9 protein-coding genes and 1 pseudogene are annotated in these 12909 nt (G+C 67.9%); 3 read left to right on the top strand and 7 right to left on the bottom strand.

Annotated features, from left to right (window positions below):
* The first annotated feature begins 17 nt into the window (after positions 1-17).
* Positions 18-1400: a UDP-glucose dehydrogenase family protein gene (locus tag IB273_RS17935; RefSeq protein WP_081517392.1), complete on the top strand. Its 1383-nt coding sequence runs from the start codon at positions 18-20 to the stop codon at positions 1398-1400.
* A gap of 57 nt (positions 1401-1457) precedes the next feature.
* Here IB273_RS17935 and IB273_RS17930 read toward each other — a convergent pair whose 3' ends face one another.
* The 3 genes from IB273_RS17930 to ptsP are packed head-to-tail and all read right to left on the bottom strand — an operon-like array spanning position 1458 to position 7053.
* Positions 1458-3197: a PTS fructose-like transporter subunit IIB gene (locus tag IB273_RS17930; RefSeq protein WP_192224683.1), complete on the bottom strand. Its 1740-nt coding sequence runs from the start codon at positions 3195-3197 to the stop codon at positions 1458-1460.
* 26 nt (positions 3198-3223) lie between these two features.
* A complete protein-coding gene (pfkB, locus tag IB273_RS17925; protein WP_192224682.1) occupies positions 3224-4159 on the bottom strand; it encodes a 1-phosphofructokinase in 936 nt (311 codons plus the stop codon).
* The gene (ptsP, locus tag IB273_RS17920) at positions 4159-7053 is read right to left on the bottom strand and encodes a phosphoenolpyruvate--protein phosphotransferase (protein ID WP_192224681.1); all 2895 of its coding nucleotides are present in this window, start codon (positions 7051-7053) and stop codon (positions 4159-4161) included. Before ptsP ends, pfkB begins: the two co-directional genes overlap by 1 nt.
* 204 nt (positions 7054-7257) lie before the next feature.
* On the opposite strand from ptsP, the gene cra reads away from it, so the two are divergent.
* Both cra and IB273_RS17910 read left to right on the top strand, forming a co-directional pair.
* Positions 7258-8250 (top strand): catabolite repressor/activator, encoded by a 993-nt coding sequence (cra, locus tag IB273_RS17915; RefSeq protein WP_192224680.1) that lies wholly within the window; start codon positions 7258-7260, stop codon positions 8248-8250.
* Positions 8251-8254: 4 nt separating this feature from the next.
* A complete protein-coding gene (locus IB273_RS17910) occupies positions 8255-9034 on the top strand; it encodes a TatD family hydrolase (protein ID WP_151189425.1) in 780 nt (259 codons plus the stop codon).
* A 186-nt stretch (positions 9035-9220) separates the two neighbouring features.
* On the opposite strand, the gene IB273_RS31950 is transcribed toward IB273_RS17910, so the two are convergent.
* The 4 genes and pseudogenes from IB273_RS31950 to ampD form a co-directional block, all read right to left on the bottom strand.
* Positions 9221-9925 carry a methyl-accepting chemotaxis protein gene (locus tag IB273_RS31950; protein ID WP_412547969.1) on the bottom strand — a complete coding sequence of 235 codons (705 nt, stop codon included), beginning with the start codon at positions 9923-9925 and terminating at the stop codon, positions 9221-9223.
* 153 nt (positions 9926-10078) lie between these two features.
* Positions 10079-10282: pseudogene (locus IB273_RS31945) on the bottom strand (HAMP domain-containing protein); the annotation flags it as partial.
* Between the two features lie 1194 nt (positions 10283-11476).
* Positions 11477-12319: a regulatory signaling modulator protein AmpE gene (ampE, locus tag IB273_RS17900; protein ID WP_192209877.1), complete on the bottom strand. Its 843-nt coding sequence runs from the start codon at positions 12317-12319 to the stop codon at positions 11477-11479.
* On the bottom strand, positions 12316-12888 hold the full coding sequence (ampD, locus tag IB273_RS17895) for a 1,6-anhydro-N-acetylmuramyl-L-alanine amidase AmpD (protein ID WP_081517384.1): 573 nt from the start codon (positions 12886-12888) through the stop codon (positions 12316-12318). The genes ampE and ampD overlap by 4 nt, the downstream gene beginning before the upstream one ends.
* Positions 12889-12909: the final 21 nt, after the last annotated feature.

The raw sequence follows: 12909 nt of genomic DNA, 5'->3' as shown, positions 1-12909 counted from the left end.
ATCCGGGAGAGCACAACATGAAAATCAGCGTATTCGGAATCGGTTATGTGGGCCTGGTGCAGGCCGCGGTCATGGCCGAAGTGGGCCACGACGTCCTGTGCATGGACATCGACGAAGACAAGATCGCCAAGCTCAAGCGCGGCCAGATCAGCATCTTCGAACCGGGTCTCGCCGAGCTGGTGAAGGACAACCTGGAAGCCGGACGCCTGCGTTTCACCAGCGACGTCGCCGAGGCCGCCGGCCATGGCCGCGTGCAGTTCATCGCCGTCGGCACCCCGCCGCTGCCCGATGGCTCCGCCGACCTGCGCGCCGTGCTGGCGGTTGCCGAGGGCATCGCCCGCAACCGCACCCAGCCGGTGATCATCGTCGAGAAGTCCACCGTGCCGGTGGGCACGGGCGATCGCGTGAAGACCAAGGTGCTGGCGGTGCTCGCCGAAGAAGGCCGCAGCCTGGACTTCGAGATCGTCTCCAACCCCGAGTTCCTCAAGGAAGGCTCGGCGCTGGCCGACTGCCGCAAACCCGACCGCATCGTCATCGGCTGCGAAAGCGCCGAGGTGCTGGACGTGATGCGCGAGATCTACGAGCCGTTCAACCGCAACCACGACCGCATCCTGACCATGAACCTGCGCAGCGCGGAACTGACCAAGTACGCCGCCAACTGCATGCTCGCCACCAAGATCAGCTTCATCAACCAGATCGCCGAGCTGGCCGAACACCTGGGCGCCGACATCGAAGCGGTGCGCCAGGGCATGGGCGCCGACCCGCGCATCGGCTACCACTTCATCTACCCCGGCTGCGGCTACGGCGGCTCGTGCTTCCCCAAGGACGTCCAGGCCCTGATCCAGAGCGCCGAGGAAGCCCACTGCTCCAGCGACCTGCTGCGCGCCGTGGAAGCGGTGAACCAGCGACAGAAGAGCAAGCTGTTCGAGCGCATCCGCAGCTACTACGGCGGCAAGCTCAAGGGCCGCACCTTCGCGCTCTGGGGCCTGTCGTTCAAGCCCAACACCGACGACATGCGCGACGCTCCCAGCCGCACCCTGATGGAAGCCCTGTGGGAAGCCGGCGCCAAGGTCCGCGCCTTCGACCCCGAAGCCATGCCCGAAGCGCAGCGCCTGTACGGCCACGATGAACGCCTGACCCTGATGGGCACGCCGGAAGCCACCCTGGGCGGCGCCGATGCGCTGGTGATCTGCACCGAGTGGCGGCAGTTCAAGGCACCGGATTTCGAGCTGGTGGCCAGCCGCCTGAAGACCCCGGTGATCTTCGACGGTCGCAACCTGTTCGACCCCGAGCGCGTGGCGCGCTACGGCTTCGAGTACTTCCCAATGGGCCGTGGCGACTCGCACCGCCTGCCGGTGCCGGCGCAGGTCGTCGAGCAACGTCAGCGACGCAGCGCCTGACCGAAGCTGAACCCGCAGGAGCGGACTTCGTCCGCTCCTGAGTCAGTGCAAGCTTCGTTACACCTGCCCCATCACCATCATCGGCGCCGCCTCGCCGCGCTTGAGCAGCGCATAGAGCACCCCGGTCACCACGCTGCCCGCGGCGATCGCCAGCAGGTAGAGCAGCGCGTGGTTCATCGCGTTGGGAATCAGCAGCACGAACAGGCCGCCATGGGGCGCCAGCAGCTTGCAGCCGAACAGCATCGACAGCGCGCCGGTCAGCGCACCTCCGGCGATGCTCGCCGGGATCACCCGCAGCGGGTCCTTCGCGGCAAAGGGAATCGCCCCTTCGGAGATGAAGCACAACCCCAGCACCAGCGCGGCCTTGCCCGCCTCGCGCTCGCTCTGGGCGAACTTGCGCCGCGCCAGCAGCGTAGCGATGCCCATGCCGATGGGCGGGACCATACCGCCGGCCATCACCGCCGCCATCGGCGCGTAGCTCTGCGAGGCGAGCAGGCCGACCGAGAACGCATAGGCCGCCTTGTTGATCGGCCCACCCAGGTCCACGCACATCATCCCGCCCAGCAGCAGGCCGAGCAGGATGGCGTTGGTGGTGCCCATGCCGGCGAGGAAGTCGGTGAGCGAACGCATCATCGCCGCTACCGGCGAACCCACCACGTAGATCATCACCAACCCGGTGAACAGGCTGGCCAGCAAGGGAATGATCAGGATCGGCTTGAGCGCCGCGACGCTGGCAGGCAGCGGAATCCACTGGGCAATTGCCCGCGCCGAATAGCCCGCGAGCAGGCCGGCGACTATGCCGCCAAGGAAGCCGGCGCCCAGCGTGCTCGCCAGCAGCCCACCGATCATCCCCGGCGCCAGGCCCGGACGGTCGGCGATGGACCAGGCGATATAGCCCGCGAGCATCGGCACCATCAGCTTGAACGCCGCGTCGCCGCCGATCTGCATCAGCGCCGCCGCCAGGGTGCCCTGCTGCTTGAAGGCCTCGATGCCGAAGACGAACGACAACGCGATCAGCAGGCCGCCGGCCACCACCATCGGCAGCATGAAGGACACGCCGGTGAGCAGGTGCTTGTAGACCCCCCGCGCCTCATTCCTGGTTGGCGCTGCACTGCTGCCGGCAGATGAAGCGGACTCCACCGTCGCTTCCTTCAACGCGCGTTCGATAGTCGCCTGCGGCTGCTTCAGCGCAACGCCAGTGCCACAACGGAAGATGCGCTTGCCGGCGAAACGCTCGGGGTTGACCTCGATGTCGGCCGCCAGCAGCACCACATCGGCGGCCGCGATTTCTTCCGCGGTCAGCGGGTTGCGCGCGCCCACCGAGCCCTGGGTTTCCACCCGCAGTTCGACGCCCATCTGCTGCGCTGTCTGCTGCAGCGCCTCGGCCGCCATGAAGGTGTGCGCCACGCCGGTCGGGCAGGCCGTCACCGCCACGACTTTCGCCGCGCGCTCCACTGCGACCGGCGCGCTCGAAGGCTCACCGGGCTGCCAGACCTGCGCCTCTTCCTGCGCTCGCTGCAGGAAGCTGGCGGGCTCGGCCAGTGCCTCGGCCGGCCGGGCCTGGAGCAGACGTTTGCCGGCGAAGCGCGAAAGCTCCAGCGGCTGCGTAGTGACCACCAGCACCCAGTCGGCCGCGGCGATCTGGCCTTCGCTCAACTGGCGCTCCGGATGCTGCGGGTCGCATTGCTCGACACACACCGACCAGCCCAGGCGCTCCGCCGCCGCACGCAGCAGGCGGGCGCTGAGCACGCTGGAAATCTGGCCGTTGGGGCAGGCCGTGATCAGGGCAAGGTTCATCGTCATACCTCTTGTTGTTCTATCGCTCAGGACAGCGCCTGAACCTGCACCGCGTCTTCGATGCGCTGGAGCCGCTGCGCATCGCCGATGCCAAACTGGAACTGGGTGACCGCCAGCGCAGCCACCGCCGTGGCCCGGCGCAACACGCGCTCGGCCGGCCAGCCGGCGAGCAGGCCATGGACCATGGCGGCCAGCAGGGAATCGCCGGCCCCCACCGTGCTGGCCACTTCCACCTTCGGCGGCAGCGCCTGCCAGACGCCCTGCGGGCTGAACCAGCGCACGCCCTCGGCGCCCTGGGAAAGCACCACCTGCTCGATCCCGCGAGCGCGCAGCGATTCGACCTGGGCGGTCGATTCCTTGGCGTTGCCGGCGAGTTGTCCACAGGCCTCGGCCAGCTCCTGGTCGTTGGGTTTGATCAGCCAGGGCGCGGCTTCGATGCCCGCGCGCAGGGCTGCGCCGCTGCAATCGAAGGCGACCTTCAGGCCATGCCCCTGCAAGCGCAGCAACAGCTCGCGCAGCCACTGGGGATCGACCCCGCGCGGCAGGCTGCCGGCAACCACGGCGATCTCGAAGTCGGCGGCGACCAGGTCGAGGCGATCCAGCAACGCGTCCTGCTGCGCCTCACCGACCTCGGGACCGGGCCCGTTGATATCGGTGATGCGTCCGGTGCCCTCGGCGAGCTTGATGTTGCTGCGGGTTTCGCCCGGCACACGGACGAAAGCGTCGATGAAGCCGCGACGGCGAAAGAGAGCTTCGAAGGGCTGCGCGTTGTCCGCACCGAGGAAGCCGGCGACGGTCAGGGAATGCCCAAGGTCGGCCAGCACCTGGGCGACGTTCACGCCTTTGCCGGCGGCCTGGCTGAGCACCGACTCGCTGCGATTCACCTCGCCGGGCGCAAGCGTCGGCAGACGCACAGTGAGGTCCAGTGCGGGGTTCAGGGTCAGGGTCAGGATGCGGGCCATCAGTGCACCTCCGGCAGCGCGAGGGCGACACTCTGGCGAACGTCCGCCGCCGAGCACAGGGTCAGGGCGGCTTGCGCCAGTTCGCGGGAAGTCGACAGGTCCAGCTCGCGGACGCGCGCCTTCACCAGGGGAATGCTGCGCGCCGAGACGCTCAGCTCGTCCACTCCCAACCCAACCAGCAAGGGCACCGCCAGCGGGTCGGCGGCCAGTTCGCCGCACACGCCCACCCACTTGCCGTTGGCATGGGCAGCGCGCACGGTCATGTCGATCAGTTGCAGCACCGCCGGGTGCAGGCCGTCGGCCTGGGTGGAAAGGCTAGGATGGCCACGATCGATGGCCAGTGCGTATTGGGTCAGGTCATTGGTGCCGACGCTGAAGAAGTCCACCTCGCGCGCCAGCACCGGCGCCAGCAGCGCGGCGGACGGCACCTCGACCATGATGCCGAGCTGCAGATCGTGCTCGCCGCCCAGCTCGGCGCAGAGTTCGAGGGTGAGATCACGGGCCTGTCGCCACTCCTCCACCTGCCCGACCATGGGGAACATGATGCGCAGCGGGCGGCCGGCGGCGGCAGTCAGCAGGGCGCGCAGCTGGGTGCGAAAAATCTGCGGGCGCTGCAGCGTGAGGCGCACGCCACGGATACCCAGGTAGGGGTTGGTTTCCTCGGGGATCGGCCAGTAAGGCAGCGGCTTGTCGCCGCCCACATCAAGGGTGCGCGCCACCAGCGGGCGGCCTTCGAGGGCGTCGAGGACACGCCGGTATTCGAGCTCCTGGGTCGCCTGGTCCGGCGCCTGGGGGTTGTCCATGAAGACGAACTCGGTGCGCAGCAGGCCCACGCCTTCAGCGCCCAGCTCCACGGCTTTCGCTGCACCGGCGGTGTCGCCGAGGTTGGCGCAGATTTCCACGGCATGGCCATCGCGGGTGACTGCCGGCTCATGACGGCGCGCCTCGGCCTGTTCGGCGCGGCGCTGGCGCAGGTCGCGCTGGGTCGCGGCGACGTGCAGCGTTTGCGCATCCGGCGCGATGTTCAGCTCGCCCTTCTCGCCATCCAGCAGCAGGGCCGTGCCGGACTCCAGCGCCAGCACGCTTGCCCCGGCGCCCACCAATGCCGGAATGCCCAGCGCGCGAGCGATGATCGCGCTGTGCGAAGTCGCACCGCCGCGCGCGGTGACTATGCCAGCCACGCGTTCCGGGTCCAGTCGCGCCACGTCGGACGGGCCGACTTCATCCATCACCAGGATGTAAGGCTCGTCGGGTTCCACGGCGCTCTCGACGCCACACAGGCGCGCCAGCACCCGCCGACCGACGTCGCGCAGGTCCGCCGCACGCTCGGCCAGCAGCGCGTCGCGCAGGGCCTCCTGCTCGCCGGCCACGCGCTCGATCACCTGGCTCCAGGCCGCTTCGGCGCTGGCGCCTTCGGCCAGCCGCGCCTGCACCTCGTCGAGCAGTTCGGGGTCGTCCAGCAGGGCCTGGTGGGTGACGAAGATGTCGCGGATGGCCTTGACCTGGCTGCGCTCGACCAGGGTTTCGATCTCCCGGCTGATGGCCGTGCGCGCCTCGTCCAGACGCTGGCGTTCGACCTCCGCCGACTCGCCGCGCGCGGCGAACTCGAAGGCGCGGGCGACCTGCACGTAGGTCGGGCCATGGGCAATACCCGGCGACGCGGGGATGGCCTGGAGCTGCGCGCCCGCTTCGGGAGCCCGCACGGCCTGCAATTCCTGCTCGTCCACCTGGATGCTTTCGACGATCAGTTCGAGCGTTTCCGGCAGCGGTTCGACCTCTTCGCCCAGGCCCTGCTCCACCGCCACACGGACGGCGGCCAGCGCGGCTTCGGCGATTTCCGGCTCGGCGAAGAACTCCAGCATCTGCCCGCGCCGTGCGCCGAGGCTGAGCAACTTGCTCAGGCTGCGGATCGACACCGGGGCACTATCGCCCTCGGCGATACGCACGCGGATTTCCCCGCTGAAGTCCCGCGCGAGCAACATCAGGACCTGCGCCGGGCGCGCGTGAAGACCATGGGGGTTGGCCAGCGGCACGCGGATGCTCGGCCAGTCCACCGGCAATTCGCCGCCCAGGGCCTCCAGCACAGTGCGAACGGAAGTGGCGCTCGCCAACTCGCCGGCGCGGCCATCCACCAGCAGGTCGCACAGGCGCGCGAACACCGCATCGTGGGCGCTGCCCTGGCGGGCCAGGCAGAACAGGCCGCGCACCGGCTGGCCAGCGTGGCTCAGCTCGCGCGTGGGGGTAACGAAGACGAGACCTGAGCGCGTGACGCATTGCTCGCTGTCCTGCCACCAGAGCCCGGCCCCCAGCGGCAGGGCCTCCTGGTCATGCAGCGCGGCGGCGAAGCCGGGGACGACGCAGCCGGCCTTCTTCAGGCGACGGGCGCCGACCAGGGCGAGTTCGTCGAAGTCTTCCGCGGCGACACCCAGGCCGACCAGGTGCTCGTCGAACAGCAACGGCTGCGGCGTTCCACCTTGCAGCAACTGCAGCAAGTCTTCGGGCTGCTGCGCTGCACGCAACGCCGCACCCACTTCGCCGTCACCCAGCGCACGGGTGAGCAATTGCAGCAGGCGCAGGTGTTCGTCGGACTTGGCGGCAATGGCGATGGCCAGGTGCACGGTCTGTCCGTCGCCCCAGTGCACGCCCTCGGGGAAGTGCATCAGGCGCACACCGGTGCGCTGCACCAGGTGACGGGTTTCCGGAGTGCCGTGGGGAATGGCGATGCCCTGCCCGAGGTAGGTGGAGCCCTGTGCCTCACGGGCCTGTATTCCGGCGAGATAGCCGGGAGCAACCAGTCCGTCGTCTTCGAGGGCGGAGCCGAGCATGGCCAGGGCGGCCTGCTTGTCGGCAGCGCGCTGGCCCATGCGGACCTGCTGCGCGTTGAATTCGAGCATCGCTTGTCTCCTCACCGGCGTTCGCGCACGCCGGCGCTGGGGCGGTTATCCGCTTGTACGGTGATCAGCTTAGAGGTTGCGGCGCAGGAACAGGGTTCAGGCAATACTGCGTGCGCAATGCTGAATCGTTTCACCTATTGAGACTGGCACGTTACTCGATAATGCGTGATCCTTGAAGCCCCCAATTGTCGGCAGCATCCCGCGTTGAAACTCAGTGATATCGCCCGCCTGGCCGGTGTTTCGGTCACCACCGCCAGCTACGTGATCAATGGCAAGGCCGTCCAGCGCCGCATCAGCGCCGCCACGGTGGAGCGCGTGCGCGCGGTAATCGAGGAGCACGGCTACCACCCGGACCAGCAGGCCGCCAGCCTGCGCCGCGGGCAGACCCGCACCCTGGGCTTCGTCCTGCCGGACCTGGAGAACCCCAGCTACGCCAAGCTCGCCAAGCTGCTCGAACAGGGCGCCCGGGCGCGCGGCTACCAGTTGCTGATCGCCTGCTCCGACGACGAGCCGGACACCGAGCGCCAGGTGCTCAACCTGTTCCGCGCGCGACGCTGCGACGCACTGATAGTCGCCAGCTGCCTGCCCGTCGGTGACGAAAGTCACACACGCCTGCAAGGCGACGGCGTGCCGATCATCGCCGTGGACCGCCAGCTCGACCCGCAACGCTTCTGTTCGGTGGTCAGCGACGACCGCGACGCCAGCCAACGCCTCACCGCCAGCCTGCTCAAGCCGGCGCCGCGCAGCATCGCCCTGCTCGGCGCACGACCGGAGCTGATCATTTCCCAGGAGCGCGCCGCGGGATTCCGCAGCGCCCTGCGCGACTACCGGGGCCAGGTGCTGATCGAGCACGGCGAGACCTTCAGCCGTCCCTGCGGCCGCCGCCTGATGGAAGAGCTGCTGGCTGGCCAGGGGCAGTTGCCCGACGCGCTGATCACCACCTCCTACGTGCTGCTCGAAGGCGTCTTCGACGTGCTCCAGGCCCTGCCCAGCGGCTGGCCGGCGGAGCTGCGCATCGCCACCTTCGGCGATACCCAGCTGCTGGACTTCGTACCACTGAAGGTCAACGCCATTTCCCAGCAGCACGCGCTGATCGCCGAGCGCGCGCTGGACCTGGCGCTGGCCGCCATCGAACAGAACAGCTACACCCCCGGCGTGCACCCGATCCCGCGTAACCTCAAGCTGCGCACGGAGTGAGCCGATGCGCCTGATCGACACCCACAACCACCTCGACTGCCCGGACTTCGAGCAGGACCGCGCCGCCGTGCTGCAACGCAGCCGCGAGCTGGGTGTGGAGCGACAGGTGCTGCTGGGAGTGTTCCGCGAGAACTGGGAGGACGTCTGGGCACTGGTGGAAACCGAGCCGGACCTGTACGCCGCCCTCGGCCTGCACCCGATCTACCTGGCGCGGCACCGGCCGGAACATCTGACAGCACTGCGCGAGTGGCTGCAGCGCCTGGCCGGGCACCCGAAGCTCTGCGCGGTGGGCGAGATCGGCCTGGACTATTACCTGGAAGACCTCGACCGCGATGGCCAACAGGCCATCTTCGAGGAACAGCTGCGCATCGCCATGGACTTCGAGCTGCCGGTGCTGCTCCACGTACGCCGCGCCCATGCAGCGATGATCGCCACGCTCAAGCGCTACAAGCCCGCCCGCCAGGGCATCATCCACGCCTTCGCCGGCAGCCGCGAGGAAGCCCGCGAATACCTCAAGCTGGGTTTCCGCCTGGGCCTGGGCGGCGCACCGACCTGGCCGCAGGCCAACCGCCTGCGCAAGGTGGTGCCGGAGATTCCGCTGGAGTCCATCGTGCTGGAGACCGACTCGCCGGACATGGCGCCGTCGATGTACCCCGGCGTGCGCAACAGCCCGGAGCATCTGCCGGATATCTGCGTGGCACTGGCGGAGTTGAAGGGCGTCAGCCCGGAGGAGCTGGCCAGCGCCAGCACGCGCAATGCGCTGGAGTTGTTCGGCTGGAGCTGAGTGCCCCCTGTAGTAGCGCCCAATGAGCGCGATCGCGGGCATGGCCCGCTGCTACAGGTAAAGGTGGATTCACCGACAAACCGATGCCCGTGAGATGGGGTGCATCCGTGCGACCCACGGACATCGGTCTGCTGGCGAAAACCTCGTTGCGAAGCGGACTGCCACGTCCGCCCCGGATCTGTCAGATCAGACGCGGAACGCGCCGATCAGTCGCTTGAGCTCCACCACCTGCCCGGCCAGTTCGCGGCTGGCGCGCTCGGTCTCGCTGGCGCCTTCGGAGGTGCGCTCGCCGGCCTGGTTGATCTCGACGATGTTCTGGTCGATGTCATGGGCCACGGCAGTCTGCTGCTCGGCGGCGGCGGCGATCTGCTGGTTCTGATCGACGATGGCACCCACCGCCTGGAGGATGTTCTCCAGCGCCTGCTGCACCTGGGCCGACTGGCTGACGGTGCCGTCGGCGGTCTGGTGACTGCTGCCCATGGCCTTCACCGCCGCGCCCACGCCGTTCTGCAGGCGCGCGATCATCTGCTCGATCTCTTCGGTGGACTGCTGGGTGCGCTTGGCCAGGGTGCGTACTTCGTCGGCCACGACCGCGAAGCCCCTGCCCTGCTCACCGGCACGCGCAGCCTCGATGGCCGCGTTGAGCGCCAGCAGGTTGGTCTGCTCGGCGATGCCCTTGATCACATCGAGTACGCGGCTGATGGAGGAACTGTCGGCGGCCAGCTGGTTGATCACCGCCACCGACTCGTCGATCTCGCCGGCCAGGCGCTGGATGCTGCCCACCTGGGATTCCACCAGGGCGCGGCCGCTGGTAGTTTCCTGGTTCACGTTGTGCGCGCTGCCCACTGCCACAGCGGCGCTGCGCGCGACTTCCTGGGCGGTCGCGGCCATCTGGTTCATCGCCGTGGCGACCTGCTCGATCTGGTTGCGCTGGCCGGCCACCGCCTGGTTGCTCTCGGCGGAAACCGACTCCACGCGCACGGTCTGCCGCTCCACTTCGCTGACGGTGCGACCGACCTGCTCGATCAGGTCGTGGATCTTCGACACGGTCTGGTTGAAGGCATCGCCCAGTTCACCCAGTTCGTCGCGGCTCTGGGCCTGGAAGTTGACGGTCATGTCGCCGGAAGCGACGCGCTCCATCATCTTGCCCAGGCTCTTCAGGGTGGTGCGGGTGGAAACGTAGAAGCCGCCGTAGAGGTAGACGATGGAGACGAACACCACCAGCAGCGCGACGACCAGCAGCACCATCTGCCGCTGCTTGCTGGCCAGGCGGGACTGCAACTGGCCATCAAAGAATTGCAGGACATGGTCATCCAGGCGATAGGTCTGATCCATCGCCTTGCTGACCTGCTCGTAGAAGTCGAGCCACGGCGTGTCGAGGGTGTCGGCCATCACCACCTTGTCCTCGAACAGTTTGCCCATGCTCTTGATCGTTTCGCGGCTCGCCTGGGCGTCGTCGGACAGCGCGCTCTGCGCCGCCGGGCTCGCGCCCAGGGCTTCCTGCAGCTTGAGCCCGTACTCGGCGTGCAGCTTCTCCAGCTCCTGCAGCAGGTCATCCAGCTTGCCGCTGGTGGAAGAGTTGAGGAAACCCTGCCCCAGCGCGCTGGCCCCCATGGTGCGCCCCTGGCTGAGGGTTTCAGTAACCTGCGGGGTACCGGAGGTGATCAGCTCGGCGAGCTGGCGCAGGTCGCGGGCGTCGTCCTGGCTCAGGCCGGCCTGGGATACCAGCAGCTTGTTGAACACCTGCACTTCGCTGAGCAGGCGCGCGGCCATGGCCGACTTGCTCTGCAGCGAACCCTCGGCGTCCACACTCTTCAAGCTGGCCAGCAGTTCGTCGCGCTTGGCATTGAACTCGGCGATCTGCTCGGCGTCCTGCGTGACCGGCTGCAAAGCGCCGATCTGTGCCTGCAGGTCCTTGTGCAATTGGCCGATACGCGAATCGATGCCGGCGGACTTGTTGGACTGTCCGAGAATCCCATTGATCTGCAACAGGTCGTTGTAGGACTCGAGGTGGCGGCGAATCTTCAGGCCGTCGCTGATCAGCGACAGGCTTTCCAGTTCGGCGCGGGTACTGACGAACTGCCCGTAGGAGTCGCGCACCAGGTAGAAGTTGGTAATCAGCATCGGCAGAAAGAACAGCACACTGATCAGGCTGAACTTCATGCCGAAGCTCAGACGGTTCATCAGCGCGATGGCCGGATAGAGCACGGTCCTCACGAAAGACGTCTCCTGTTCCCGTTATTGTTATGTCGCTTGTCGGGGATGGTACGGCGCGCCCCTGGACGGGCCGTCGCCACGAGCGCTCACCGGCCGGTCACTGTCCTGCAGTGGCCGTCACCTCACGCTTTGGTTTCGATGTGTACCTGATATCGGCGGGGAGTTCTGTAACTTAAGGTTAAAATGCCATCATCGGACCGGCGGGCGCCGGCCCGATCCGCGGGCTCAGAGCAGCAGTGTCCAGATCGCGAAGATGGCGTACCAGAGCACGGCAGAGCGCACCAGCAGCTGCCACAGCGCATCCAGGCTGGCGACGCCCTTGGCGCCCAGGCCGCCTTCGTTGAAGTCTTCGGCGACGTAGCCGGCGCGGGCCAGCAGACGAGCGGCAGGCACGTCCCAGGCCAGCAGGTCGTGCAGCAGGGTGCGGGTCACCGCGACGAAGTTGCCCACCAGGGCGAAACTCAGCACCAGCGCACGCGACGGCAACCAGTCGAAGGCATGCCGCAGTTGCGCGGCGCGCTCCTGCAGCGCCGGCTGGCGACCCTGCTCGGCGGCGATGGCGAGCAGCCGGTAGGCCAGCGCGGCCACCGGGCCGAGCAGCGCGTACCAGAAGATCACGGCGAAGAAGGCCTGGTAGGCCTCCCACACCAGCGTGCCCTGGACCACGGCCAGCAGGTCGTCGTCGCCATCGGCCTGCACCTGCACGCCCAGGTCGCGCTCGGCGACGTGGTAGGCGGCCTGTGCATCCTCGCGGCGCCAGGCATCGCGGAACGGCCCGATGGCGCGCAGCACGTCGCCACGCCCCAGGCTCCAGACCACCACCAGCAACTGCACCGGCAGCGCCAGCAGACCGTAAGCGACCGGTTCGAGAAGGGTCAGCAGCAGTGCCAGCAACAGCAGCGGCGGCAGGATTGCCACCAGCAGGCCGAGCCAGGGTTGCGCCACCAGCGACTTCACGCCGCCCACGGTATCCAGCCAGCCGAGCCACCAGCCGTCGCGCTGAACCTTTGCCCGCCAACCGGAGAACTTCTCGACCAGCAGGACCAGCAACAGCACCAGGAAACTCATGTCGGCTCCTTCTTCAGGCCGGCGCCAATATCGGCAAAATAACGTGTCCAGTCGAACGCCTCGCCCGGGTCGGTCTTGCGCTCCGGGGCGATATCGCAGTGGCCCTGGATGCGCTCCGGGGTGATGGCCGGGTACGCCTTGCGCAATTGCCGCGTCAGTTGCGCCAGCACCTCGTACTGACGCTCGCTGTAGGGTTCGGTATCGGTGCCTTCGAGCTCGATGCCGATGGAGAAGTCGTTGCAGTTCTCCCGGCCGTCGAAGCGCGACACGCCGGCATGCCAGGCGCGCGCGTTGCAGGAGACGAACTGGAACAGCGAACCATCGCGCTCGATGAGGAAATGCGCCGAGACGGTCAGGCTGCAGATGCTGGCGAAGTACGGATGCTCATCGGCGTCCAGGCGGTTCTGGAAGAACTCCTGCACCTTGCAGGTACCGAACTGGCCGGGCGGCAGGCTGATGTTGTGGATGACCAGCAGCGAGACTTCCTCGCCGTCGGGGCGCGCGTTGAAGTTCGGCGAGGGGCAGCGCTGGGCTTCGAGGCACCAGCCGGATTCGGGGTCGATCTGCATGGAGACTCCTTGGCAGAGCCC

The organism is Pseudomonas sp. PDM19, assembly GCF_014852215.1.
GTDB lineage: Bacteria > Pseudomonadota > Gammaproteobacteria > Pseudomonadales > Pseudomonadaceae > Pseudomonas.
This window is presented reverse-complemented; position numbering and strand designations above follow the sequence as displayed.